The sequence below is a fragment of the Sulfitobacter sp. PM12 genome, from assembly GCF_045586035.1.
Classification (GTDB): domain Bacteria; phylum Pseudomonadota; class Alphaproteobacteria; order Rhodobacterales; family Rhodobacteraceae; genus Sulfitobacter; species Sulfitobacter pontiacus.
In genome coordinates, this window is record NZ_CP151529.1 from 160,079 (window position 1) to 183,881 (window position 23,803).

At 61.5% G+C, this 23,803-nt stretch carries 24 protein-coding genes; 14 read left to right on the top strand and 10 right to left on the bottom strand.

Going from position 1 to position 23,803, the window contains the following annotated elements:
• Nucleotides 1–36 precede the first annotated feature (36 nt).
• The 4 genes from leuS to AADW22_RS00760 are packed head-to-tail and all read left to right on the top strand — an operon-like array spanning nt 37 to nt 4,671.
• The gene (gene leuS / locus AADW22_RS00745) at nt 37–2,583 is read left to right on the top strand and encodes a leucine--tRNA ligase (protein WP_407474044.1); all 2,547 of its coding nucleotides are present in this window, start codon (nt 37–39) and stop codon (nt 2,581–2,583) included.
• A complete protein-coding gene (gene lptE, locus AADW22_RS00750; RefSeq protein ID WP_009825516.1) occupies nt 2,570–3,055 on the top strand; it encodes an LPS assembly lipoprotein LptE in 486 nt (161 codons plus the stop codon). The genes leuS and lptE overlap by 14 nt, the downstream gene beginning before the upstream one ends.
• Nucleotides 3,052–4,050 (top strand): DNA polymerase III subunit delta, encoded by a 999-nt coding sequence (gene holA / locus AADW22_RS00755; RefSeq protein WP_037942697.1) that lies wholly within the window; start codon nt 3,052–3,054, stop codon nt 4,048–4,050. Before lptE ends, holA begins: the two co-directional genes overlap by 4 nt.
• 30 nt (nt 4,051–4,080) lie before the next feature.
• Nucleotides 4,081–4,671 carry a glutathione S-transferase family protein gene (locus tag AADW22_RS00760; RefSeq protein WP_180828392.1) on the top strand — a complete coding sequence of 197 codons (591 nt, stop codon included), beginning with the start codon at nt 4,081–4,083 and terminating at the stop codon, nt 4,669–4,671.
• Here AADW22_RS00760 and AADW22_RS00765 read toward each other — a convergent pair.
• The 3 genes from AADW22_RS00765 to AADW22_RS00775 form a co-directional block, all read right to left on the bottom strand.
• Complete coding sequence (locus AADW22_RS00765; RefSeq protein WP_407474045.1) at nt 4,668–5,870, bottom strand: TIGR03862 family flavoprotein; 1,203 nt, start codon at nt 5,868–5,870, stop codon at nt 4,668–4,670. The genes AADW22_RS00760 and AADW22_RS00765 overlap by 4 nt on opposite strands.
• 197 nt (nt 5,871–6,067) lie before the next feature.
• Entirely contained in the window at nt 6,068–6,703 is a 636-nt protein-coding gene (locus tag AADW22_RS00770) for an enoyl-CoA hydratase/isomerase family protein (protein ID WP_288960590.1), read from the bottom strand.
• A complete protein-coding gene (locus tag AADW22_RS00775; RefSeq protein ID WP_005850387.1) occupies nt 6,700–7,449 on the bottom strand; it encodes an SDR family oxidoreductase in 750 nt (249 codons plus the stop codon). Before AADW22_RS00775 ends, AADW22_RS00770 begins: the two co-directional genes overlap by 4 nt.
• Nucleotides 7,450–7,682: 233 nt before the next feature.
• Here AADW22_RS00775 and AADW22_RS00780 point away from each other — a divergent pair, with 233 nt between their 5' ends.
• From AADW22_RS00780 to lpxK, 6 genes are all read left to right on the top strand, one after another.
• Nucleotides 7,683–9,212 (top strand): DUF2125 domain-containing protein, encoded by a 1,530-nt coding sequence (locus tag AADW22_RS00780; RefSeq protein WP_243250816.1) that lies wholly within the window; start codon nt 7,683–7,685, stop codon nt 9,210–9,212.
• A gap of 95 nt (nt 9,213–9,307) precedes the next feature.
• Complete coding sequence (locus tag AADW22_RS00785) at nt 9,308–10,654, top strand: TldD/PmbA family protein (RefSeq protein ID WP_407474046.1); 1,347 nt, start codon at nt 9,308–9,310, stop codon at nt 10,652–10,654.
• Nucleotides 10,641–11,435 (top strand): 3'(2'),5'-bisphosphate nucleotidase CysQ, encoded by a 795-nt coding sequence (locus AADW22_RS00790; RefSeq protein WP_064216093.1) that lies wholly within the window; start codon nt 10,641–10,643, stop codon nt 11,433–11,435. Before AADW22_RS00785 ends, AADW22_RS00790 begins: the two co-directional genes overlap by 14 nt.
• Before the next feature lie 42 nt (nt 11,436–11,477).
• A complete protein-coding gene (locus AADW22_RS00795; RefSeq protein WP_005850395.1) occupies nt 11,478–11,720 on the top strand; it encodes a DUF4170 domain-containing protein in 243 nt (80 codons plus the stop codon).
• Between the two features lie 6 nt (nt 11,721–11,726).
• A complete protein-coding gene (locus AADW22_RS00800) occupies nt 11,727–12,956 on the top strand; it encodes a 3-deoxy-D-manno-octulosonic acid transferase (RefSeq protein WP_407474047.1) in 1,230 nt (409 codons plus the stop codon).
• Nucleotides 12,953–13,945 (top strand): tetraacyldisaccharide 4'-kinase, encoded by a 993-nt coding sequence (lpxK, locus tag AADW22_RS00805; protein WP_407474048.1) that lies wholly within the window; start codon nt 12,953–12,955, stop codon nt 13,943–13,945. The genes AADW22_RS00800 and lpxK overlap by 4 nt, the downstream gene beginning before the upstream one ends.
• 45 nt (nt 13,946–13,990) lie before the next feature.
• Here the strand turns inward: lpxK and AADW22_RS00810 are convergent, their stop codons facing one another.
• Genes AADW22_RS00810 through AADW22_RS00820 form a run of 3 tightly spaced genes read right to left on the bottom strand, consistent with a single transcriptional unit; the run spans nt 13,991 to nt 16,321 of the window.
• Nucleotides 13,991–15,103, bottom strand: coding sequence for a CaiB/BaiF CoA-transferase family protein (locus AADW22_RS00810; protein ID WP_005850400.1), 1,113 nt, complete (start codon nt 15,101–15,103; stop codon nt 13,991–13,993).
• Complete coding sequence (locus tag AADW22_RS00815; protein ID WP_009825529.1) at nt 15,103–15,798, bottom strand: DsbA family protein; 696 nt, start codon at nt 15,796–15,798, stop codon at nt 15,103–15,105. The genes AADW22_RS00810 and AADW22_RS00815 overlap by 1 nt, the downstream gene beginning before the upstream one ends.
• 13 nt (nt 15,799–15,811) lie before the next feature.
• Nucleotides 15,812–16,321: a DciA family protein gene (locus tag AADW22_RS00820; protein WP_348001826.1), complete on the bottom strand. Its 510-nt coding sequence runs from the start codon at nt 16,319–16,321 to the stop codon at nt 15,812–15,814.
• A gap of 84 nt (nt 16,322–16,405) precedes the next feature.
• Between AADW22_RS00820 and AADW22_RS00825 the strand changes: the two genes are divergently transcribed.
• Both AADW22_RS00825 and AADW22_RS00830 read left to right on the top strand, forming a co-directional pair.
• On the top strand, nt 16,406–17,470 hold the full coding sequence (locus AADW22_RS00825) for an A/G-specific adenine glycosylase (RefSeq protein WP_407474049.1): 1,065 nt from the start codon (nt 16,406–16,408) through the stop codon (nt 17,468–17,470).
• Nucleotides 17,471–17,548: 78 nt separating this feature from the next.
• Nucleotides 17,549–18,700: an alkane 1-monooxygenase gene (locus AADW22_RS00830; protein WP_407474050.1), complete on the top strand. Its 1,152-nt coding sequence runs from the start codon at nt 17,549–17,551 to the stop codon at nt 18,698–18,700.
• Between the two features lie 151 nt (nt 18,701–18,851).
• On the opposite strand, the gene AADW22_RS00835 is transcribed toward AADW22_RS00830, so the two are convergent.
• From AADW22_RS00835 to AADW22_RS00845, 3 genes are all read right to left on the bottom strand, one after another.
• The gene (locus AADW22_RS00835; protein WP_005850409.1) at nt 18,852–19,952 is read right to left on the bottom strand and encodes a site-specific DNA-methyltransferase; all 1,101 of its coding nucleotides are present in this window, start codon (nt 19,950–19,952) and stop codon (nt 18,852–18,854) included.
• Nucleotides 19,953–20,053: 101 nt separating this feature from the next.
• On the bottom strand, nt 20,054–20,671 hold the full coding sequence (locus tag AADW22_RS00840; RefSeq protein WP_180828402.1) for a ribonuclease HII: 618 nt from the start codon (nt 20,669–20,671) through the stop codon (nt 20,054–20,056).
• 186 nt (nt 20,672–20,857) lie between these two features.
• Nucleotides 20,858–21,436, bottom strand: a complete 579-nt coding sequence (locus AADW22_RS00845) for a hypothetical protein (RefSeq protein ID WP_407474051.1) — start codon at nt 21,434–21,436, stop codon at nt 20,858–20,860.
• Nucleotides 21,437–21,625: 189 nt separating this feature from the next.
• Here AADW22_RS00845 and AADW22_RS00850 point away from each other — a divergent pair, with 189 nt between their 5' ends.
• Both AADW22_RS00850 and AADW22_RS00855 read left to right on the top strand, forming a co-directional pair.
• Nucleotides 21,626–21,919 (top strand): hypothetical protein, encoded by a 294-nt coding sequence (locus tag AADW22_RS00850; RefSeq protein ID WP_009825534.1) that lies wholly within the window; start codon nt 21,626–21,628, stop codon nt 21,917–21,919.
• A 1-nt stretch (nt 21,920) separates the two neighbouring features.
• A complete protein-coding gene (locus AADW22_RS00855; RefSeq protein ID WP_037942669.1) occupies nt 21,921–22,595 on the top strand; it encodes a histidine kinase in 675 nt (224 codons plus the stop codon).
• A gap of 79 nt (nt 22,596–22,674) precedes the next feature.
• Here the strand turns inward: AADW22_RS00855 and AADW22_RS00860 are convergent, their stop codons facing one another.
• A complete protein-coding gene (locus AADW22_RS00860) occupies nt 22,675–23,712 on the bottom strand; it encodes a LacI family DNA-binding transcriptional regulator (protein ID WP_407474052.1) in 1,038 nt (345 codons plus the stop codon).
• Between the last annotated feature and the right edge of the window lie 91 nt (nt 23,713–23,803).

Consider the following 23,803-nt stretch of genomic DNA (forward strand, 5'->3'; position numbering starts at 1 on the left):
CTCGCCCGGCGTTTTTCGTTGATAAGGTCCGCCAAGATGCCCTCCTACTCCCCCGCCGAAATCGAAGCCCGCTGGCAAGCCGCCTGGGAAAAGAACGATGTGTTCCAAGCGGTACGCAACGCCGACAAGCCAAAGTATTACGTGCTTGAGATGTTTCCCTATCCGTCGGGGCGCATCCACATGGGGCACGTGCGGAACTATACGATGGGCGACGTGATCGCGCGCTACAAAATCGCGACGGGGCATAACGTGCTGCACCCGATGGGCTGGGATGCCTTCGGGATGCCCGCTGAAAACGCCGCGATGGCCATTGGCGGTCACCCCAAAGACTGGACCTATGGCAACATCGCCGACATGCGCGACCAGATGAAACCGCTGGGGTTGTCGATCGACTGGTCGCGCGAATTTGCTACCTGCGACCCCGAATATTACGGCCAGCAGCAGGCGCTGTTCCTCGATTTCCTGTCGGAAGGGCTGGTCTATCGCAAGAACGCCATCGTGAACTGGGATCCGGTCGACATGACCGTTCTGGCCAACGAACAGGTCGAGGCAGGGCGCGGCTGGCGTTCCGGCGCGCTGGTGGAACGTCGCGAGCTGACGCAATGGTTCTTTAAAATCTCCGACCACTCGGAAGAGCTGCTTGATGCGTTGGACACGCTTGATAACTGGCCCGCGAAGGTCAAGCTGATGCAGGCGAACTGGATAGGCAAATCGCGCGGTCTGCAATTCGCGTTCTCGACCATCGACGCGCCGGAAGGTTTCGACCGGATCGAAGTCTACACCACACGCCCCGACACCCTGCTTGGCGCAAGCTTTGTCGGCATTTCCCCCGATCATCCGCTGGCCAAACTGCTCGAGAAAGACAGCCCCGAAATCGCGGCCTTCTGTGCCGAATGCCGTAAGGGCGGCACAACCGAAGAAGCGATCGAGACTGCCGAAAAGCTGGGGATGGATACCGGCCTGCGTGTGCGCCACCCCTTCGATACCGCGTGGGAACTGCCCATCTATATCGCGAACTTCATCCTGATGGACTACGGCACGGGGGCGATCTTTGGCTGCCCCGCCCATGACGCACGGGACTTTGAATTCGCCACAAAATACGGGCTGCCGATCACGTCGACCTTCTTGCCGTCCGAGGACGCGGACCCAAAGCTCGCCGCGCCCTTCGTGCCGGCGAAATCCGAAAAAGTGTATTACAACGGCGGCTTTGCCGGCGAGAAATGGCAAACCGGCGAAGAGGCGATCATTGCGGCCATCGACGCCTGCGAAGCGCAGGGCGTGGGCCAAGGCGTGACCAAATACCGCCTGCGCGATTGGGGCCTGTCCCGGCAACGCTACTGGGGCTGCCCGATCCCGGTCGTGCATTGCGACACCTGCGGCGTGGTGCCCGAAAAGAAAGAGAACCTGCCGATCGAGCTGCCCTATGACGTCAGCTTTGACACGCCCGGCAATCCGTTGGACCGACACCCCACATGGCGCGACTGCGCCTGCCCGTCTTGCGGTGCGCCCGCGAAACGCGAAACCGATACGATGGACACATTCGTCGATTCCTCTTGGTATTTCGCCCGCTTTACCGCGCCACGCGCTGACACGCCGACCAATATGGCGGATGCGGAATACTGGATGAATGTGGACCAATATATCGGTGGCATCGAACACGCGATCCTGCACCTGCTGTATTCGCGCTTCTTCGCCCGCGCGATGCAGATCACCGGCCACCTGCCTGAAAAAGCGATTGAGCCGTTTAACGCGCTGTTCACGCAAGGCATGGTAACACATGAGATTTACCAGACCCGCGACGCAAATGACCGCCCCGTCTATCACCTCCCCGAAGATGTGACCGACGGTAAACTCGCCGATGGGACAGAGGTTGAAATCATCCCTTCGGCCAAGATGTCGAAGTCGAAGAAAAACGTGGTCGACCCGCTGGGGATCATCGCGAACTACGGTGCGGATACAGCCCGCTGGTTCGTCCTGTCCGATTCGCCCCCCGAACGCGATGTCGAATGGACCGCATCCGGGGCAGAGGCGGCGTATAAGCACCTAAACCGCGTGTGGAACATCAGCAGCCGCATCGCCGAGATGGACGATAGCGCCGCAGGCACCGGCGACGACGATCTGCTGCGCGCGATGCACAAGACCATCCACGATGTCACGATGGGTGTGGAATCCTTTGGCTTCAACGCCGCGATTGCCAAGCTTTATGCCTTTACCGCGACGTTGCAGAAATCCAAGGCGGGCAAAGCCGCACAGCGCGAAGCGATCATGACGCTGGCCCAGTTAATCGCCCCGATGACGCCCCACCTGGCAGAGGAAATCTGGACCGCGCAAGGCGGCGACGGTCTGATCACTACCTCGACCTGGCCGCAAGCAGACGAGGCGATGCTGGTCGACGATACGGTGACCCTGCCGATCCAGATCAACGGCAAACGCCGCGCGGAAATTCAGGTACCTGCCGATATGCCAAAGGAAGAGGTTGAAAAGATCGCGCTGAGCCACGAAGCTGTCATTCGTACCCTTGATGGGGCCACGCCTAAAAAGGTCATCGTTGTGCCCGGACGGATCGTCAATGTCGTTGCTTAACCGCCGTTTTCTTATCGCATTGCCACTGCTGGTCCTGGCGGCCTGCGGGTTTCAACCCGTTTACGGCCCCGGCGGCACTGGCACGGCGCTGCAAAACGCGGTGCAGGTCGACGCGCCGAATGATGCCTATTCCTACACGCTCGTGCGCGAGATCGAGACGCGGTTGGGCCGCGCCGCCAGCCCGCGATATGCTTTGGCCCTGACCGTCGATACCTCGGAAGAGGGGTTGGCGATCGACAGCGAAGACAACACCACACGGTATAATCTGGTCGGCAAGGTCGATTTCGCCCTGCGCAACCTCAGCAGTGGTCAGATCGAGGTATCAGGAAATGTCGAAAACTTTACTGGCTATTCCGCGACCGGTTCGACTGTTGCAACGCTCGCGGCAGAACGTGATGCCCAAAAACGCTTGATGGTCATGTTGGCCGACCAGCTGGTCACCCGCCTTTACGCGGCCGATCTGACCCCATGAAGCTGCCCCCACGCGACGCGAATGCCTATTTCGCCAAGCCCGATCCGACGAAGACCGGGCTGCTGATTTATGGCGGCGATGCGATGCGCGTCGCGTTGAAACGGCAGAGTTTCCTGAAAAACCTGCTGGGCCCCAATGCCGAAGAGGAAATGCGCCTGACCCGTATTCAGGCCGCTGACCTGCGGCGGGATGCGCCCATGTTGCTGGACGCAATCAAGGCGGTAGGTTTCTTTCCGGGGCCGCGCGCGGCTTTTGTGGAAGACGCCAACGACAATATCGCCAAAATCCTGACCGATGCACTGGCCGACTGGCAGCCGGGGGACGCGCAGATCGTCGTGTCGGCGGGGGATCTAAAAAAGACCTCCAAGGTGCTCAAGGCGTTCGAGGCGCATAAGAACGCTTTCGCCACCCCGATCTACGACAATCCGCCCGACCGGGCAGAGATTGAACGCGTGCTTGCCGAAGCAAAGCTCAGCCCCGAGGCGGATGCGATGGGGGCGCTTAGTGAATTGGCGCGGGTGCTTGATCCAGGCGATTTTCGTCAAATGGTCGATAAAATCACGCTCTATAAGATCGGCGACGCAGGCCCCCTCACGGCAGAGGATGTGGCCAACTGCGCCCCCACCTCGACAGAGGCAGAGGTCGACGACATTCTCCACGTCGTGGCAGAGGCGCGCGCGGGCGACATCGGCCCCGTGATGGCCAAGCTGCAGGCCCAAGGGGTAAACGCCGTGACGCTGATCATCATGGCGACACGTCATTTCCGCACTCTTTACCGCATCGCGAGCAATCCGGGCGGCCAGATCTGGGGCGTGCGCGACCGTGATCGCGCCATGCGTCAGGCCAAAAACTGGGGCGCGGCCAAACTAGAAACCGCATTGACCGTGCTGACAGACACCGACCTGACGCTTCGGTCAGCAGGCCAACACGCGCCGACGATGGCGCTGGTCGAACGCGCCTTTATCCGCCTCGCCATGCTGGGGGCACAACGCTAAATTCAGGTTAATTCTTGGGAGGGAATGTCGATGTATAAGGTAATCGGGGCAACCAAAACGCGGGCGATGCGGGTGATGTGGATGCTCGAGGAGTTGGGCCAGCCCTACGATCACCTGCCCTGTGCGCCACGTTCGGACGAGGCCAAGCAATACAACCCGTCCGGCAAAATTCCGGCACTTGTGGACGGCGACGACGTGCTGACCGATTCTGTCGCGATCATGCAGTATCTGGCGGACAAGCACGGCGCGCTGACCGCCCCCCCTGGCACCGCGGCCCGAGCGCATCAGGATGCGCTGACCTTCTGGCTGATCGACGAAATGGATGCGATCCTTTGGGCTGCGGCGAAACACAGCTTTGTCTTCCCGCAGGAACAGCGCGTCCCCGAGATCAAGGATAGCCTGAAAGCCGAATTCGCCCGCTCTGCGGCGATCCTGTCAGAGCGGTTGGACGGACCGTTCCTGATGGGGGAGGAATTCACCATACCGGATTTGCTGGCGACTCATTGCATCAACTGGTCCATCGGCGCGGGATTTGCGCGGGTGGATGACAAGCTGGGAAATTGGGCCAAGTCCATGCGTGACCGCCCCGCGTTCAAGGCCGCCGCCACCCGCGAAGGTTAATCCCGCTGCGCCCAAGCGGCAGCGTGTTGGCCGGCCCATCGGCCTGTCGCAAGACAGGCCGAGATCAGATACCCGCCCGTCGGGGCCTCCCAATCCAGCATTTCGCCTGCAACGAAAACGCCGGGGCGGGCGTGTAGCATCAACCCGTCATCCAGCGCATCAAGCTTTACCCCGCCTGCGGTTGAAATCGCCTCGTCCAGCGGGCGCAGGCCTGCGTGTTTCACCGGCAGCGCTTTAAGCAACCTCGCCAAGTCAGTCGCGTTCCCCGGCAAGGGGCGCGCCATTTCCTGAAGCAGCGCAATCTTGGCCACGTCCAGTTTGAGCGTTTTGCGCAGATAGTTTGCCACGCTCATCTTGCCACGTGGCTTAGCCAGCTTTTCGACCAACGCCTCGCGGGATTGATCCGGCAGCAGGTCCAGCATCAGCGGATGCCCTTCACGCAGCCCGCGCGACACGGTGTAGATCCCGCCGCCTTCCAATCCGCGGGCGGAAATCACCGCCTCCCCCCGCGATCGGTAGGTGCCGGATTTCAAGCCGATCCCTTTCAGCGCCGCGCCGAAATGCGCCTCCATATGGGGCGACCAGTTCATCGCGATTCCTGCATTGGCAGGCGCAAAAGGCGCGATATCGACGCCCGCGTCGCGCAGCGGCAAAGCCCAGGCACCGGTGGACCCCAAGCGTGACCAGCTTGCCCCCCCCATGGCCAGCACAGTGACATCGGCCGGCAAGCCTTTCATGCCGTCTGGCGTATCGAACACCGGCGCGCCGTCTTCCCATCCGGTCCAACGCCAACGGGTGTTCACCGCAACGCCTGAATCGGCCAGCCGCGCCAGCCACGCACGCAGCAGCGGCGACGCCTTCATCACGGTCGGGAAAACCCGCCCGGTAGAGCCGGTGAATAGGGTTTGCCCCAATCCCCTGGCCCATTCCTGCACCGCCGTAGCATCGAAACTGTTGAGAATGGGTTCAAGCGGTTCTTTCGCCGTCGAAAAAGCGTTCAGGAATTTGGCGTGTTCTTCGGCCTTGGTGATATTCAGCCCCGATTTACCCGCCATCAACAGCTTGCGCCCGACGGATGGCTTGTGATCGCAGACCGTCACCGCCAAGCCTGCCGCGGCCATCATTTCGGCCGCCATCAGCCCTGCAGGCCCCGCGCCGATGACAACCCCGCGGCGGGCGGGCAAATTTTCTGATGTCATGACGTGCTCTTCCATTCGGGTTAAGGATATAGCTGTGAGTTACAGCGGCACCATTAACTTGACCTTAAACCAAATGCACGACGATCGTGCTTATTCCAATAAAAGGGCAGAATATGCGCATCATTTTAATCATCTCGGGCCTTACACTGCTGGCAAGCTGCGGCGTGCCCTTTGTCCCGTTCATCTAACCGCTTGACCTAGGGCATCTCGGCAGGGGTTTCGGGCGGGGCGCACATCGCTTTGATCCCAGTGGCAATTTCGGGCGTGGCGGCAACGGTATCGGCGACGATATCGCGTGCGCTTTGCATAAGCTCGTCGGCTGGCACAATACGATCGACCAAGCCGAAAGTTAATGCCTCTTCGGCGGTGATCTTCTGCCCGCCCATCAGAATAAGCTTGCTGCGCGCAGGGCCGATCAAGGCTGCCATACGTGCGGGGTCGCTGGGTTGCGGCAAGAAGCCCAGCTTCATCACCGGATAGAAAAATTTGGCCCCGGGCACGCAGATCCGCAGATCGCTGGCCAGCGCCATCCCCATAGCGCCCCCCGCCAGCGTCCCGTTCAGCGCGCAGATGCTCAGCCCCGGCAGCGCGGCAATCGCGCCCGACAGCCTCTCCCATATGTCAGAGACAGCGAGCCCCGCGCGCGCCTCGTCCAGATCGGCACCGGCGCTGAACACTTTGCCAGTACCCGTCAGGATCACCGCGCGGGCGGCTTGGGCGTCCTCCATGAACTCGGCCAGGGCGACCAGCATCTCGTGGGTGAGAGAATTCGCCTTGTCCGGCCGGTTGATCGTCGCGACCCAGACAGGGCCTTCGCGGTCGAAATCGATCATACCAGACCAATCGCTTTGCGGATGCCCTCGTCGCGCAGCGAGATTTCCTCGCCACAGTATGTGTCGGCCTCGGCGCTGCACATCCACAACAGGGCCCGCGCGGGCCAATCGGCGGGAATGTGATCTTCCCATGCCAGTTCACTGACGGGGTTGATGCCGCTTGCCTTGATCTCGCGCTGCATCTGGGTTGCGACCGTGCCCGGCGACAGACCGATGGCGCGGATCCCGTTCGCGGCTTCCTCTAGGTGGATCGACCGGCCCATCATGTTCACCGCCGCTTTGGACGCGCAATAGTGGCTCCAGGCTTCAATGGCGTGATGCGCGGCACCCGAGCTGATGGTCAGGATCGACCCGCCGCCTGCGTCTTTCATCACGGGCAAGACAGCGCGCATGCCGTTGTAGACGCCCTTGAGGTTGATATCGATGACCTGCGACCATTCGTCAGGGTCCGACGCGGAAAGATGCGAGATCGGTTCGATCACACCGGCGTTGTTGATCAACACATCGACGCCGCCAAAGGCCCCCAGCACCGTTTCCACCGCCGAGGACATCTCACCGAAACGGGCCACGTTGCAGGGGATCGCGATGGCTTGCTTGCCGATTTCGCCCGCCAGATCGGCAATCGCGTCCTGAGACCGCGCCATCAGCACGACATTCGCCCCTGCGTCTGCAAAAACCCGTGCCGCTTCGGCCCCGATCCCGCGGCTGGCACCGGTGATCATCACGGTTTTACCTGTCATATCCATCGTATAATTCCCTTCGTCATCAATAAGCCCCGCACGGGGCCTGCCGTACACGGCGTTTGGTGACATCGTTAGCAACAACATCCGCCAGCGCCAATCAAAAGCGCCCCCGCGGGCGGAACATCGCAGATTGGCGCGGGTCGCTTTGCCTTGTAAGGTGGCGTCGGGCGCTTACCTTTAGCGCAACCGCGCTGTCACCGGATAGCCGCCCGCGATTTGCGACAAAGGAATTTTTCATGATCCGCCCTCTCTTCGGCAGTGCCGCCCTCTCAGTTCTTTTCACCTCGTCCAGCGCTTTGGCGGATGTGACGCCGCAGGATGTGTGGCGTGACTGGCAGGACCATATGCAAAGCATGGGCTATGCGCTGACGGCCACCGAAAAGGTATCCGGGGATACGCTCGCGGTGAGCAATGTCCGCTTTGATCTGACGAGCGAGCCTGATCTGGGCCAAATCTCGATGTCGCTTGAACAGCTGAGCCTTGTGCAAAACGACGATGGCACCGTGTCGGTGGTCATGCCCGACGCAATGCCCTTGGTGTTCGAAATCACCCCGACCGACCCGGATGAAGACCGCGTGCGCGCAGCGCTGACCGTGAACCAGACTGGCCAGGACATGCGCGTGAGCGGGACGCCGACCGACCTGAGCAGCGCCTATGCTGCCGGTCTTCTAGGCTTGACGCTGGATCAGATGACAGTGGGCGACGAGACCTTCGGCCCCGACAACGCCACGCTGAATGTGGTGCTGAACAACGTCGAATACGCCTCTAAATCGGTGCTGGACGATATGCGCGCCTATGCGCAGGACGGGTCTATCGCGTCGATGACGTTTGACATGCGCTTCAAAGACCCCAAAGAGCCCGCTATCGCGACGATCAACGGCACCTCGACGGATATGACGTTCGACGGCGACGGGCGCTTGCCGCTTGGTATTGCGCAGGCCAGTGATATGGCCGCCATGCTGCGGGCAGGCATGACCGGCGCGGGCACGTTCACCAGCGGCAACAGCACCATGACGGTCGACATCGAAGATCCCGAGAATGGCAATATGTCTGCCGCTGTCGCCTCTGAAGGGGGGCGTTTGACGGTGGAAACCAGCGCCGACGGCATGAGCTATGCCGGTTCGCGTCAGGGCATGGCGCTGTCAGTGCAGCCGCAGCAGTTTCCATTCCTTCTGTCCTTCGGCCTCGATAATGCAGCGTTCAACCTAAGCGCGCCGGTGCTCAAGACCGACGATGCGCAGGATGTGGCCCTTGGGCTGAACCTCGAAGGGTTCACCATGTCAGATATGGTCTGGGGCATGATCAACCCGCAAGGCACCCTGCCCCGCGATCCGGCCAACCTGTCGTTGGATGTGTCCGGCAAGGCGCGGCTGCTGATGGATTACTTTGACCCCGAGGCCGCGACCAGAATGGCCGAGACCGGACAGGTGCCAGCACAGCTTGATAGCGTGAACCTGAATGCGCTGATCGTGGATGCACTGGGGGCCAAGCTGACCGGTAATGGCGCGGTCACGTTCGAGCATGACGAGAACGACCCCTCGGCGCTCAAGCCGTCGGGCGCTGTTGACCTCAAGCTGGTGGGCGGGAACACCTTGATTGATACGCTGGTGTCCTCGGGCTTGCTGCCCGCGCAGATGGCGATGGGTGCGCGTATGATGATGGGCATGTTCGCCGTCCCGGCCGAGGGTGAGGACGATACGCTGAAATCCAAGCTCGAATTTACCCGCGACGGGCAAATCCTCGCCAATGGGCAGCGGATCAAGTAACCCTTTGCGACCACGGCCCTCCAGCGACTGGCGTCCCTTGCACAGCTGCGGCAGGGGCGCTAGCAGTCTTTCACCCATTCAAGGAGTATCCCCCCATGTCGCAATCCATTGAGGCGCTGACCAAGTCGTTGCTGCATGCCGCCCGTCAAGCGGGTGCGGATAGTGCTGATGCGATGGCCGTGCGCGGGACGTCGGTGAACGTCGATGTGCGTGGCGGGGTGCTGGAACAGGCCGAACGGGCCGAGGGCGTCGATATCGGGCTGCGGGTTTTTGTCGGGCAACGCTCTGCCAACGTTTCTGCTTCCGACACATCGGACCGCACGATCGAGGAAATGGCGATCCGCGCGGTGGCAATGGCGAAAGAGGCCCCCGAAGATCCCTACATTGGCCTTGCCGATCCCGACCAGTTGGCGACGGATTGGGATGTCGAGGCGCTTGAGCTTTACGACCCCGCGCCCGAGCCTTCGCCCGAAGCGCTGCAGGATGACGCCGCCCGCGCCGAGGCCGCAGGGCTGGCCGTCAAAGGTGTCAGTCAGGTGCAGTCCGCGGGCGCGGGCTATGGCGCGCAACAGGTATTTATGGCGGCAAGCAACGGGTTCGAAGGCGGATACCGCCGTACCGATCGCGGGCTGTCCTGCGTTGCAATCGCCGGCACCGGCACAGGGATGGAGCGGGACTATGACGGCGACAGCCGCATCTTCCAGACCGACCTGCGCAGCCCCGAAGACATCGGCACCAAAGCCGGTGAGCGCGTTCTTGAACGCATGGGTGCACGCAAACCGCCCACGGGGGCCTATCCGGTGTTGTTTGACGAACGCATTTCCTCGGCGCTGATCGGGCATCTTCTGTCGGCGATCAGTGGCACGGCGATTGCACGCGGTGCCTCGTGGCTGCGCGACGCTATGGGCGAACAGGTGCTGCCAAAGGGCATATCCCTGATCGAAGACCCGTTTCGCCCCCGCGTCGCAGGTTCGCGCCCGTTCGATGGCGAAGGGCTGCCCACGTCGCCCCGCACCATTGTGGACGACGGGATGTTGCAGGGGTGGACCCTTGATCTGGCGACGGCCCGCAAGCTGGGGCTAACCCCGACCGGCAACGCGGCACGCGGCACCGGATCGAACCCCGGTCCGGCCACATGGAATATCGCGCTGTCCCAGGGCAATGCCACCCGCGCAGACCTGATCCGTGATATGGGCACAGGTCTTTTGGTGACGTCGATGATCGGGTCGACCATCAACCCCAATACCGGCGACTACTCTCGTGGGGCGTCCGGTCTGTGGATCGAAAACGGCGAGATCACCCACGCGATCAACGAATGTACCATCGCGGGCAATCTGCGTGATATGCTGCAATCAATCGTACCGGCCAATGACGCGCGCGCGCATCTGAGCCGCGTTGTGCCGTCGCTTCTTGTCTCGGGAATGACCCTTGCCGGCGCTTGATGACCTCTCCCTTTTGATCGAGGCCGCACGCCGCTCGGGCGAGATTGCGACCTCTTTCACCGGCAAGACCGCGCAGCGTTGGGACAAGCCCGATGATGCCGGTCCGGTGACCGAGGCTGACCTTGCGGTGAACGCGATGCTGCACCAAACGCTGACGGCGGCACGCCCGGATTATGGCTGGCTGTCCGAGGAAAGCGACGACGGTACGCGCCGGCTGGGGCAGCGTGATCTGTTCATCGTCGACCCGATTGACGGCACACGCAGCTTTATCGAAGGGTCTGACACCTGGTCCCATTCCCTTGCCATTGCGCGCGACGGGAGGATCACGGCGGCGGTGGTGTTCCTGCCCATGCTCGACCGCCTCTATGCCGCGGCGGCGGGGGCCGGTGCCACCCTGAACGGGCAAAGCATCTCTGTCTCCAACATCGCCACATTGCCCGAGGCGACCGTGCTGGCCACGAAACCGGTGATGGAAATGCAGCATTGGACCAAGGGCGACCCCGGCTTCAAACGCGCGCACCGTCCGTCGCTGGCCTATCGGCTGGGGCTGGTGGGGCAGGGTCGTTTTGACGGCATGGTCACGTTGCGCAAAAGCTGGGAATGGGACATTGCCGCAGGGGCGCTGATTGTCACCGAAGCAGGCGGGCAATGCACCGACCGCACAGGGCAACCCCTGCGGTTCAACAACCCCGACCCACGCCTGAACGGTGTCGTCGCGGGGGGCGATGCCGTCCATGCGGCGCTGCTAAGCGGCCTTGCCCAGACCCAAGCCACCCCTTAGATTGCCCCCAAGGCCATCTGTTTGAAAACAAAGGACCGCGATATGACCCAACGCTTGCACCTCGTCTTTGGGGGCGAACTGATTTCGCCCACCGGTACCGCGTTCAAAAACGTCGATGACATCCATGTCGTCGGGATTTTTCCGAACTACGCCAGCGCCTATGACGCCTGGAAAAACGAGGCACAGCGCACGGTCGATAATGCGCATATGCGGTATTTTATCGCGCATCTGCACCGTCTGCGCGACGAAGAGGCTGCGGCCTCCTCTACCGAAGAGCTGGGGTAAACTCTTATGGCGCGGTCGCTTGGGCTGTCGGCCTATCGCGCCTTCACCGGTCGCGGGGGCGTGCCGCCATTCACCCCCGTGGCCAAGCGCCCCACCGGAGAGCTGGTCTGGTGCCACGCCCCCGAACCTGGCAGCTTGTTCGCGATACAGGATCTGGCCATTCGTCTGTGCCGGAGCCGTCCGGGGCTGAGTGTTCTGATCACCGTCCCCCAAGCCTTGGTGCCGGTCGACCTGCCGCCGTGTAGCGAAGCCGACGTGCTGATCGATACCCTGCCCGAAGACCACCCGACGCTTGCCAAAAACTTTATCGACCACTGGCAGCCCGACGCCTGTGTCTGGGCATGGGGGCGTTTGCACCCGAATATGATTGCAGAGATGACCACACAGGCCTGCCCGATGTTCCTGATCGATGCCGACAGCGACGGCTTTGACGGGCGGCGCGACCGGTGGCTGCGCGATCTGACCCGCGATCTGCTGATGCATTTCTCGGCGATCATGACGCGGTCGGAGGCGGGGATGCAGCGGCTTGTCCGGCTTGGGCTCGCCCGCAAGGACATAGAGCTGACCCCCGCCCTTCAGGCCGGAGGCCGCGTGTTGCCTTGTATGGATTCCGATCTGGCCGATCTGTCAGCTGCGGTCGTGGGTCGCCCGATCTGGTTCGCCAATCAGGTGCTCGAGGGTGAGCTGAGCACCGTGCTCACCGCACACCGCCAAGGGCTCCGCCTGTCACACCGGCTGTTGCTGATCCTCGCGCCCGCAGACCCCAAGCAGGCCGATGTTTTCGCGCAGCGGATGGAGGATCAGAACTTTCGCGTGCTGCGATGGGGCGACGCGGGCTATCCCGACGCCTCGACCCAGGTGATGATCGCCGATGATCCGGCAGAGATCGGCTTGTTCTACCGGCTGGCCCCTGTGTCCTTTCTGGGCAACTCCCTGATCAACGGCAGCGGTGGCTGTGACCCGTTCGAGGCCGCAGCCCTGGGATCGGCTGTGCTGTACGGGCCGAAAGTCCGGCGGTATCTGCCGCTTTATACCCGGCTGGCTGCCGAGGGGGCCGCGCGGATCGTGAATGATGCCACAGCGCTTGGCACCGCCGTGAACCGGCTGATCGCGCCAGATCAGGCAGCGACGATGGCGCAGGCGGGGTGGGATGTGATCAGCCGCGGTGCGGCCGTCACCGACAAGGTGATCGACCTTGTGCAAGAAACGCTTGACCAGCAAGAGGCCACCTCATGAAACGCGCCCCCGCCTTTTGGCACCGTCCCACGCCCGATTGGCGCGCGCGCCTGTTGCAACCTCTGGGCGCGCTTTATGCGCGTGCCACCGCCCGCAGGCTGGCGGCGGGCACGCCGCTGCGTCTGGATATTCCGGTGGTCTGCGTCGGCAACATCAACGCCGGGGGGACGGGCAAGACGCCAACGGTCATGGCCGTCGTCGAACACCTGCGCGACAGGTATCACACGCCCCATGTGGTGTCGCGCGGTTACGGCGGCACACTGAAGGGGCCGGTGCAGGTTGATCCGTCGCGCCACAGTGCCGCACAGGTGGGGGATGAACCGCTGCTGCTGGCCGCCTTTGCCGATGTCTGGGTTGCGCAGGATCGCGCAGCGGGGGCGCAGGCTGCGGCGGAAGCAGGGGCATCGGTGATTGTGATGGACGACGGCTTCCAGAACCCCGCGCTGCATCAGGATCTGTCAATCGTGGTGGTAGATGCGGCCAAGGGGTTCGGCAACGGGCTGTGCCTGCCGGCAGGCCCCTTGCGCGAACCCCTTGCTACGGGTCTGGCGCGGGCGGATATCGTGCTGTCCATCGGGGGCGCTGCAGATCAGGCGCAGTTTGACGCGACCGACCTGCCCGGCGGGCTGCCGCATGTGCGCGCCGAACTCGCCCCCCTGCAAACGGGGATGGATTGGTCCGACACCCGCGCGCTGGCATTTGCAGGGATCGGCCACCCCGAGAAGTTTTTTGCCACCCTGCGCGATCTGGGGGCAGAGATTGTCCACGCCGAAGCGCTGGAGGATCACCAGCCGCTGAACCCTGCGCTGATGGGACGGCTAGAGGCGGATGCCGCCCTGCGCGGCGCACAGCTGGTCACAACAGAAAAAGACGCGGTGCGTCTGCCCGCGTCTTTCAGAATGAAGGTGATAACCCTGCCCGTGCGACTGAAGTTCGATCCTGAAAACGCGCTATTTGCAGCGCTGGATCGACTGCCGAAACCGGCATAACCGCCAGAGCTTCCAGCGAAGCCCGGGCGGCATCTCGGGGCGAACCTAGTCGTCCTGCCCCAGCTTTGGCGCGGCACGATGCAAAGCCAGTTCAGCGCCCGAGAATTTGAACGGCGACCGGATGCCCGGCACCCCGTCCAGTTCGACCTTCATGCCGCGCGCGATGACTTGGGGGTCTTCGAACATATCGGCCATGTCGTTGATCGGCCCCGCCGGCACGCCCTCTGCCTCGCAGGCGGCAAGCAGATCGTCGCGGGTGCGTTGGCTGGTAGCCCCGTTCAGACGGCGGATCATCTCGGGCCGGTTGGCGACGCGGTCGGCGTTCTTGGCATAGTCTGCCGAGGTCGCCATATCATCCAGCCCCAGCATCCGGCACAGCCGTTGGAACTGCCCGTCATTGCCCGTGGCGATGATCAGATGCCCGTCAGAGGATGTGAACACCTCGTAGGGGGTCAGGTTCGGGTGTGCATTGCCCATCCGCGTCGGCGCATTGCCCGTGGTCAGATAGTTCATCGCCTGATTGCCCGTCACCGCAACAGCGCAATCCAGCAGTGCCATATCAATATGCTGGCCAACACCGGTCTGGCTGCGCTGGTGTACCGCTGCCAGAATGGCCGTGGTGGCATAGACGCCGGTAAAGATATCGGTGATCGCCATGCCGTGTTTCTGCGGCTGGCGGTCGGGTTCACCCGTGATCGACATCAGGCCGGACATGCCTTGGATGATGAAATCATAGCCCGCGCGATGCGCATAGGGGCCGTCTTGCCCGAAACCGGTGATCGAACAATAGATCAGCTTGGGGAACTGCTTGGACAGGCTGGCGTAATCCATCCCGTATTTGGCAAGCCCGCCGGTTTTGAAATTCTCGATCAGGATGTCGGCATCGGCCAAAAGCTCTTTCATCTTGGCCTGACCTTCATCGGTGGTCAGATCGACAACAACCGAGGCTTTGCCCCGGTTGGCCGAATGGAAATACGAGGCGGATTTATCTTCCCCGCGCTCGATGAACGGAGGCCCCCACTGGCGGGTGTCGTCGCCCGCCGGGCTTTCGACCTTGATCACCTCGCAGCCGAGATCCGAAAGCGTCTGACCGGCCCAAGGGCCTGCCAGAATACGTGCCAGCTCAATAACCTTGAGCCCTGCCAGCGGGGCCGCCATTATTCTTCCAGCGCCGCGTCGATGATCTCTTTCATCTCGGCATAGGGCATGTTGGAGTATTTCTTGCCGTTGATGATGAAGCTTGGCGTGCTGTTGATGTCATCCGCCTTCTGGTTTTCTTCCCACCATGCGACCAGCGACTGTGCTTTTTCACCGTCTTGCAGACAGGCGTCCAGTTCAGCATTGTCGAGCCCGGCCAAACGGCCGATTTTGCGCAGCTCTTCGACGATCGCGGCAGGCTCTCCGGCGCGGACCCATTCGGACTGACCGGCATAGATCATGTCGGTGATGCCAAAGAATTTATCCTCGCCACCGCAGCGCGACACCATCGACGCCCAAAGGCCGTAGCGGTCAAAATAGACCTCGCGGTAGGTGAAGCCGATTTTGTCGTTGTCGATGTAATCCGCCTTGAGCTGCTGGAACGGGCCTTGGTCAAAGGCGGCGCAGTGCGGGCAGGTGTAGGATGCGTATTCGATGATCTGGACCGCTGAATCGGGGTTGCCCAATGTCATGTCCTGAATTTCGGTGGTTGCAGCAGGCGCATCTGCCTCTGCCGTGTCGGCTGACTGCGCGTTGGCCGCGCTGACCAGCGGGTTAATCGGTGTGCTGTTCACGGCATTTGTACCGCTGAAAGCGTACCAGCCACCTGCGGCAGCTACGGCAACAGCCGCAAGGATGGGGAATGTCGGTTTCATGTGATTTCCTTTTTCAGCGTTTGGTCTTGTTCAATATGTTCTCGCCCAGACGTGCAAGTGCATCGCGCAGGGCCTCGTTCGCGACAGGGCTGACGGTTTGGGCAGCACGTTGTTGCAAGACGGGGTCGTTCGGCGGTTCGGGATGGGTCTTGGGTTGCGGCGCAAAAGCGACCTGGCCTTCGGCAAAGCCGGTGGCAGCCGTCTGGGTCACCCGCACCCGCGCAATCGCGTTGAACCCGTAGATGGCGTTCACCTTGGCGCGCAGTTGTTCCTTCTGCATCTCCAGCATGGGCGCATTTGCCCCTGTTGTCAGCAAGGTCAGCGTCGCCCCCATACCGCCCCGGCCATAGCTGACCTCGACAGGGCGCGAGATGGCCGCGACGTCCTGACCGACGATTTCGGCCCATTGGGTCAACAGACGGGATTGGGCAAAGCCACGAGTCTCGCTCGCTTGACGGATCTTGGCCGAAAGCAGGCTATCCGTCCTTTTGAACCCTTTTGTACTGGTACGCCGTGGCGCCATGACTATCTTTCCCGAATGACTAGCCACAACATAGCGATCCCGCCTCGTATCACCAGCCATACCCAACCGAAAAGGTTATAAACATTGCGTGACACCGACCCCTCCGGCGACCTCCCGCTGATCCTTCTGGAATGGTACGATGTCCATGCGCGTGCGATGCCGTGGCGCGTGCCGCCAGCGGCGCGGGCGGCGGGCGTGCGCCCCGATCCCTACCGCATCTGGCTGAGCGAGGTGATGCTGCAACAAACCACCGTCGCAACCGTCCGCGACTACTTCCAGCGGTTCACCGCGCGCTGGCCGACGGTCGCTGATCTGGCAGCGGCTGCGGATGCGGATGTGATGGGGGAATGGGCCGGATTGGGCTATTACGCCCGTGCCCGCAATCTGCTGAAATGCGCCCGCGCTGTGGTGGCCGATCATGACGGCCACTTCCCCGCCGACCACGCGGCCTTGCTGAAGCTGCCGGGAATTGGCCCTTATACCGCTGCGGCCGTATCCTCCATCGCGTTTGATCTGCCCTTCACCGTGCTGGATGGCAATGTCGAACGGGTGATGGCGCGGCTTTATGACATCCACACCCCCCTGCCCGCTGCCAAGCCCGAGCTGATGACACGTGCTCAGGCGCTGACCCCAACCACTCGCCCCGGAGATTACGCCCAAGCGGTGATGGATCTGGGGGCCACGATCTGCACCCCCAAATCCCCGGCCTGCGGCATTTGCCCGTGGCGCGATCCCTGCCTTGCCCGCCGCAATGGCACGGCGGCCGAACTGCCCAAGAAGACACCGAAGAAGCCGAAGCCGATCCGGCATGGCACGGTCTATCTGGGGCAGCGCGCGGATGGCGCCTGGCTGCTTGAGACGCGCCCCGAGAAAGGGTTGCTGGGCGGTATGCTCGGTTGGCCCGGCACGGACTGGATCGAGGCAGAAGGCCCACGCCCCGCAGGCACACCGCCTGCCCCTGCCGACTGGCAGCCCCTTGCGGGGGAGGTGCGGCACACGTTCACGCATTTTCACCTGATGCTGACCGTCATGCACGCGCCCCTACCGAATGACACGGTGCCAGCACGCGGACACTTTGTCATGCGGGATGATTTCCGCCCGTCGGACCTGCCCACGGTGATGCGCAAAGCCTATGACTTGCTACGTTAGCGGCGGCGCGGCATAGTTTATCGCAGCCAAAGCTGTGCCCGACCCCTTGGGCCAGATAACCCGAAAAGGCAGTGCAGCATGACCTCGCCCACCACAAACATAAGCACCGACCAGCTGTCGCAGTTCCGGCGTGCGCTGCCTTTTGCCCTGTCCTTTGCGCTGATCCCGCTGGTCTGGATATCCGCCACCGTCGGCGGCTGGACCGTGATCTTGATGCCGCTGGTCACATGGTATCTGTTTTCGATCATCGACGCGATCGCGGGGCTGAACCTTGATAACGCCGATCCGGACGCATCAGACGGCGACCTGTTCTGGTATCGCATGATCACGACCGCGTGGATGCCGGTGCAGTTTCTCACGCTCTTCGGCTTGCTATGGTACGTGCCACAGGCCGCGCATCTGTCCGGCTGGGAGAAAGCCGCCGTCTTCTTCGGCGTCGGCGTCATGACGGGCACCATCGGGATCAACTACGCCCACGAGCTGATGCACCAACGCAATAGACGCGAACGCTTCTGGGCCGATGCACTGCTGGCGATGGTGCTGTATTCGCACTTCCGGTCTGAACATCTGCTGGTGCACCACCGCTATGTCGCCACCCCGCGCGATCCGGTGACCGCACGCTATAACGAAGGGTTCCACCGCTTTTACCCGCGCGTCCTGCGGCAATCGCTGGTGTCCAGCTTTCAGGCCGAAAAAGCGATGCTGGCACGCAAGGGCAAACCCTGGACCGACCTGAGCAACCCGTTTTTCAAATACTGGGCGCTGCAAGCAGGCTGCCTGATCCTCGCCCTGATCCTTGGCGGCTGGGTCGGGCTGGGCCTGTTCCTGCTGCAAGCGGGCGTGGCGATCTGGCAGCTTGAGCTGGTGAATTACATCGAACACTACGGTCTGACGCGCAAACATCTGGGTGACGGCAAATACGAACACGTCCAGCCGCACCATTCGTGGAACGCAGCGCATATGGCGTCCAACTGGCTGCTGATCAACCTGCAACGCCATTCCGACCACCACTATAAACCCGACCGGCGGTTTCCCGTGCTGCAAACCTATGGCGACGCAGAAGCGCCGCAGCTGCCCTATGGCTACCCCGTCATGACAATGGCCGCGATGATGCCCTGGGTCTGGCGGCGTGTGATGAACCCACGGGTGCGGGAATGGCGCCGGACCTACTACCCCGAGATAACGGACTGGGCCGAGTATAACGCAGGCAAGACCCCCTATCCCCGCTGAACATCGCTGAACCTTCCTGACCGCCTGAAACGAAAAAGACCCCGCCAATGAAAGGCGGGGCCAAGGTGAGTGTCCTTATGGGCACGCCTTCTCATGAGGCGGCAAGGACACCGGCGGTGTTCGTAAATAGGGTGTGAAAGTGGGGAGAGGCCTAGTTGGCCATCTCTGCCCGGATCTGCTGGCGCAAGATATCGATCGGCACGCGTTTGCCGTCTTTCTTGTAGCACCAATATGTCCAACCATTGCAGCTCGGCGCTTTCTCATAGGCCGCACCGACTTGGTGGATCGATCCTTTGACCTCGTTCCCGACAAGCGTGCCATCGGCACGGACCTTGGCGGAATACCGGCCGTTCAGGGAATAAAGCTCTTCGCCCGGGCGCAGCATGCCACGTTCAACCAGCTGGCCAAACGGCACGCGCGGCTCGGCGCGTTTCGAGGTGGTGGTCTGCAACGCTTCCTTATCGAACTTGCGCACGGATTTGATCCGCTTTTCGGCAACCTTGCGATACGCCTCTTCCCGTTCAATCCCGATAAAGTCTCGGCCCAGCATCTTGGCAACGGCGCCTGTGGTGCCAGTGCCAAAGAACGGATCAAGCACGACATCACCGGGGTTGGTGGACCCCACAAGGATACGGTGCAACAGGCTTTCGGGCTTTTGCGTCGGATGCGCTTTATCGCCCATCTCGTCCTTCAGACGTTCGTGGCCGGTGCAGATCGGCAGCACCCAATCACTACGCATCTGGATGCCTTCGTTCAGCGCTTTCAACGCTTCGTAGTTGAAGGTGTATTTGGAATTCTCGTCCTTGCCGGCCCAGATCATGGTTTCATGCGCATTGGTAAAGCGCTTGCCGCGAAAGTTCGGCATCGGGTTCGACTTGCGCCACACCACGTCGTTCAAGATCCAGAAACCCGCATCCTGCAATGCGGCACCAACGCGGAAAATATTGTGATAGCTGCCAATGACCCAGATCGCGCCATTTGGTTTCAACAGACGCCGCGCGGCTTTCAGCCATTCGCGGGTAAACTTGTCATAGACGGCAAAGCTGGAAAACTGGTCCCACGCATCATCGACCGCATCCACCTTTGAATTGTCGGGACGATGCAAGTCGCCACGCAACTGCAGGTTATAGGGGGGATCTGCAAAGATAAGGTCCACCGACTCTGCCGGAAGCGCATTCATCGCTTCGATACAGTCGCCAGAAATGATCGTGTTTAAAGGGAGTGCTGCCGCACCCTTGGTCATCGTCTTCATAATAGCTGCCTCTTGCCCGGCACATTGTGTGCTCTTGGTTATCCACAAGATGCCCCGACAGACGATTCCTGGTCAATTTCTTTTTTGAATCAAGTGGTTAGTTATTTATCTTGATACAACATGTTGTGTACGGGTTTGAACAAACGTCTATGGTGTGGGGTCACACCAATTTTCTGCAACGCCTCCATGTGCTTTTTCGACCCGTATCCCATGTTGGTTTCCCAGCCATATCCAGGGTGCTGTTGCGCCAAGGACAACATGACACAATCTCGACATATTTTGGCCGCAATTGAGGCCGCGGAAATCGACTGCGACCGGGCGTCTCCCTTGACCACGGTTTCGGCAGGCAAGGTCAGATCGCGCGGGATCATATTGCCGTCGATCAACGCATAATCGGCGGGGGTCTTCAGCCCCTCCAGCGCGCGCAGCATGGCAAGGTGGCTCGCCCTCAGGATGTTAAGCTCTTCAATCTCTTCGACCGAGGCATGGGCAACGCTGACATCCGCAACCTGCAAAAGCTCTTCATACAGGCGTTCTCGCGCAGGTTTGGTCAGCTTTTTTGAATCGTTCAGCCCTTCGGGAATGCGATCCGGGTCCAGCACCACGGCAGCGGCAGTGACCGGCCCCGCCAAGGGCCCGCGCCCCACCTCGTCCACGCCGGCGACCCGCTCAAAGCCGCGCGCATGGGCGGCCCGTTCAAATTCAAAATCTGGTTTCATGACCCGTGAAAACCCCAACCCGCGCCAAAGCTCAAGCCCCGCTCAAGCGAATTGTGACCTTGCGAAGACTGCGATGTCACAATCGCAAAAGATATCCACAGCACATAAGAAAGGGAGGGATGCCCGAACATCCCTCCCTTCCCCACCCGAGAGCATCGAAATGCCCCCGGTATTGGCACGCTGAGATTAACCGCGCGCCAAACTGTATCCCGCGCCGCGCAGGCAGCGGGCGTCATATCCATAGCGGGTGCCCCGATGGGTCCGGATCTGCTGCGCGCATTGCTGCGGCAGACGGTTGGCATGACGGAAATTATTCTCAAGACAGCGGCGGCCGAACATCAGCACCTGACCGCGACGCGTGTCGAAGCTCTGGAAACACTGTTTGGGCAGCAGCTTGGCGCTGGCATGGGTGTGATGCTGCTTGCGCTTGTAGCCCTTGGGCAGCGGACGCGGCTCTACCCGGTGGCGCGATTGCGGCGCGCGGTAGACGGGCACGCGCTCGGCCCGTGGGGGGCGTGGGGCGCGGTACACAGTGTTTGGCGCATGGCGGTGCTTTGATACTTCCTGCCGGGCACGTTCCTCGTCGCGCTTGTTCTTGTCGTGAATGATCTTGCCGACAATGGCCACGCCCAGAACACCGACCGCGATTTTCGCCAGATCCCTGTTGCGGTCGCCCGCGGCGGCGGGGGCAGCAGTAAAGGCGGTGATAGCGACGGCTGCGGCTGCAATCGAGGCGATGAATTTATGGTGCAATGTAAAGCGCATTGTCTGATCCTTTCGGTTGGGGGCAACATGGGAAGCACCCCATGCAAAGCCATCAAGAGCGAGGCCGTGGGATCAAACTGGCCGCACCCCCCTCAGACAGGCAATAACACCCCCCTGCTATCGAATAACAAAGCGGTACAGACCCAATGGATATTGAATATCCGCCCAGATAGGCGCAGTCTGATCGTCATGAAACACATCCTCCTTTCCCTGGCTGCTGCGGGGCTTCTGGCCCTCTCCGCCCCTTCTGCCCAAGCGGCGGAATGTTTTGCCGATTACAAGGCAAAACAGGAAAACCCCTTGCGCCTGCATTATGGTGTGGCGCAGGTATCCGGTGACTGCAGCCGTGCCTCGGCGCAGGCCCAATTGACGGACCGGCTGGCTGCAAATGGCTGGACGTTGCTGACGATCGTCTCTGTCTTTGGCAAGGATGGCCTAAACCAAAGGAAAGCGAGTGCCGGACCAAATTTCCTCCGCTTCTGAGATGCGCCGCACGGGCGGGCGTTTTGTCGGCGGTGGTATCGCGGCCGTCGTGGCGATCATTCTGATCGGCGCAGGGCTGTTGCTATGGGCCTTGCCCGACGCCAATGCCTTTAACGCGCAGGTTGAACGCATCTTTGTCGAGAACGACGATCTGACTACCCAGGCCGAAATCAAACTGCTTGAAATTCTCGCACAATCGGGCACGGCGTTTTCCGAAACCCTGTCGAGCTACCGGATCGTGATCATCGTGCTGCTGGTCTTTGCGACGGCCATGCTGGTCGCGGCGCTGGTGTTCCTGATCATGCTCGTGGGCTTCAACCGCCGCATGGCGCAGATCGAACGGGTGGGGATACAAGTAAACTCGCTCCTGATCAGCCGCGAGGAAAACACCGTCTATCTCAACAACCTCGGCTTCAAACTGACCGCCGCCGCGATGGAAACGATGTCGGTCCTTGCCGAAGCGCGCATGGATGACGACGTGCTCTCAGGCTCCGAGATCGAGGGCATGATCTCGGGCCGGACCGCCGCTGACTGCGACGAAGCAGCAGGGGCCACGCGCATCAAACGTCTGCGCGATACATTGGGCAACCAGATCGTGTCGGAACTGCTGGTCAAGAATATCGCGCGGCGCGGCTATATGCTGGCCATCGACAAAGACGTGATCAAGGTCATCTGACCTCTTCATTTTGCCCTGAAAACTCCGGGGGAGTCGCGCCTGCGCGACGGGGGCAGCGCCCCCTCTGCCCGGCCTCGTGCTATTCGCGAGGGTATCCCCGCCTTGTCGACCCGCGCTTTATCAGCTCCACGCCAAGCCGGATATGCGGCGTTTGGATGGCCGCGCGGTCAGCGATTGCGTCCCGAAGCAGGGTCATTGCCCCTGCGCCGACCTCATAGCGCGGCGTCGCGACAGAGGTAATGCCGGGGTTCAGGTGCCGCGACATTTCAAGGTCGTTGAAGCCGCAGATACCCAGATCGTTGGGGACGTTGATGCGACGGCGTTCGGCCTCGAACAGCGCGCCGGCGGCGAGGTCGTCGTTATTGCAGAACACGGCATCGGTGTCTGGCGCTTGTGCAAGAAGATCGCTCAGCAGTTGCCCGCCCATACCCACCGAGGACGGGTGGGTCGTCGTGATCACGCGGGTCGGATCATACACGCCGCGCGCCTGCGCTTCGGCTGTGAAACCCGCAAGCCGCGCCTGCGAGCGCGGGTCCATTCGCGCGCCCAGAAATCCGGGCTTTTTGTACCCCGCATCGATCAAGTGCCGCGTGCCTTCGACCGCACCATCGTAGTGTGAGAACCCGATCATGAGATCAATCGGAGAGTCCGACACGTCCATAATCTGCACGACGGGACAGGGGGCGGACTTGAGCAGGGTCCGTGCTGCGTCGGTTTGGTCGATCCCTGCCACAATCAGCCCCGCCGGACGCTGACGCAGGAAGGTACGCAAAAGGTTTTCTTCTTTGCTGGGGCTATAGCGGAAATTACCGATTTGCACCGATAGGCCTGACCCGTCGATCACATCGTAAACGCCGCGCAAGACGTCAGAAAACACCGCGTTGGTCAGCGATGGGACCAGCAGACCCACCACATTTGTCCGCTCGGACGCAAGCGCCGAAGCGGCTTGATCCGGTACATACCCAAGCAGTTCGATCGCCGCCTGAACCTTCTTTCGCACACCGGCCGAGACCATGTTCGGGGCGCGAATCGTCCGCGATACCGTGATAGCGCTGACACCGGCCTCTGCCGCGACTTCACTCAACGTAACCCGCTTGTATTTAATGTTCTTTTCCATGCGATAAAACCTATCACGCGCGTAAGTCTTTGTGAATAGTTGACAGATGACAGCGCTGTCATTAGCGTCCGCCCATCGTCACCGTTTACGG

Coding starts and splice junctions, on each gene's coding strand:
- leuS (WP_407474044.1), top strand. CDS start 37: ATGCCCTCCTACTCCCCCGCCGAAATCGAAGCCCGCTGGCAAGCCGCC.
- lptE (WP_009825516.1), top strand. CDS start 2,570: ATGTCGTTGCTTAACCGCCGTTTTCTTATCGCATTGCCACTGCTGGTC.
- holA (WP_037942697.1), top strand. CDS start 3,052: ATGAAGCTGCCCCCACGCGACGCGAATGCCTATTTCGCCAAGCCCGAT.
- AADW22_RS00760 (WP_180828392.1), top strand. CDS start 4,081: ATGTATAAGGTAATCGGGGCAACCAAAACGCGGGCGATGCGGGTGATG.
- AADW22_RS00765 (WP_407474045.1), bottom strand. CDS start 5,870: ATGACATCAGAAAATTTGCCCGCCCGCCGCGGGGTTGTCATCGGCGCG.
- AADW22_RS00770 (WP_288960590.1), bottom strand. CDS start 6,703: ATGATCGATTTCGACCGCGAAGGCCCTGTCTGGGTCGCGACGATCAAC.
- AADW22_RS00775 (WP_005850387.1), bottom strand. CDS start 7,449: ATGGATATGACAGGTAAAACCGTGATGATCACCGGTGCCAGCCGCGGG.
- AADW22_RS00780 (WP_243250816.1), top strand. CDS start 7,683: ATGATCCGCCCTCTCTTCGGCAGTGCCGCCCTCTCAGTTCTTTTCACC.
- AADW22_RS00785 (WP_407474046.1), top strand. CDS start 9,308: ATGTCGCAATCCATTGAGGCGCTGACCAAGTCGTTGCTGCATGCCGCC.
- AADW22_RS00795 (WP_005850395.1), top strand. CDS start 11,478: ATGACCCAACGCTTGCACCTCGTCTTTGGGGGCGAACTGATTTCGCCC.
- AADW22_RS00800 (WP_407474047.1), top strand. CDS start 11,727: ATGGCGCGGTCGCTTGGGCTGTCGGCCTATCGCGCCTTCACCGGTCGC.
- lpxK (WP_407474048.1), top strand. CDS start 12,953: ATGAAACGCGCCCCCGCCTTTTGGCACCGTCCCACGCCCGATTGGCGC.
- AADW22_RS00810 (WP_005850400.1), bottom strand. CDS start 15,103: ATGGCGGCCCCGCTGGCAGGGCTCAAGGTTATTGAGCTGGCACGTATT.
- AADW22_RS00815 (WP_009825529.1), bottom strand. CDS start 15,798: ATGAAACCGACATTCCCCATCCTTGCGGCTGTTGCCGTAGCTGCCGCA.
- AADW22_RS00820 (WP_348001826.1), bottom strand. CDS start 16,321: ATGGCGCCACGGCGTACCAGTACAAAAGGGTTCAAAAGGACGGATAGC.
- AADW22_RS00830 (WP_407474050.1), top strand. CDS start 17,549: ATGACCTCGCCCACCACAAACATAAGCACCGACCAGCTGTCGCAGTTC.
- AADW22_RS00835 (WP_005850409.1), bottom strand. CDS start 19,952: ATGAAGACGATGACCAAGGGTGCGGCAGCACTCCCTTTAAACACGATC.
- AADW22_RS00840 (WP_180828402.1), bottom strand. CDS start 20,671: ATGAAACCAGATTTTGAATTTGAACGGGCCGCCCATGCGCGCGGCTTT.
- AADW22_RS00845 (WP_407474051.1), bottom strand. CDS start 21,436: ATGCGCTTTACATTGCACCATAAATTCATCGCCTCGATTGCAGCCGCA.
- AADW22_RS00850 (WP_009825534.1), top strand. CDS start 21,626: ATGAAACACATCCTCCTTTCCCTGGCTGCTGCGGGGCTTCTGGCCCTC.
- AADW22_RS00855 (WP_037942669.1), top strand. CDS start 21,921: ATGCGCCGCACGGGCGGGCGTTTTGTCGGCGGTGGTATCGCGGCCGTC.
- AADW22_RS00860 (WP_407474052.1), bottom strand. CDS start 23,712: ATGGAAAAGAACATTAAATACAAGCGGGTTACGTTGAGTGAAGTCGCG.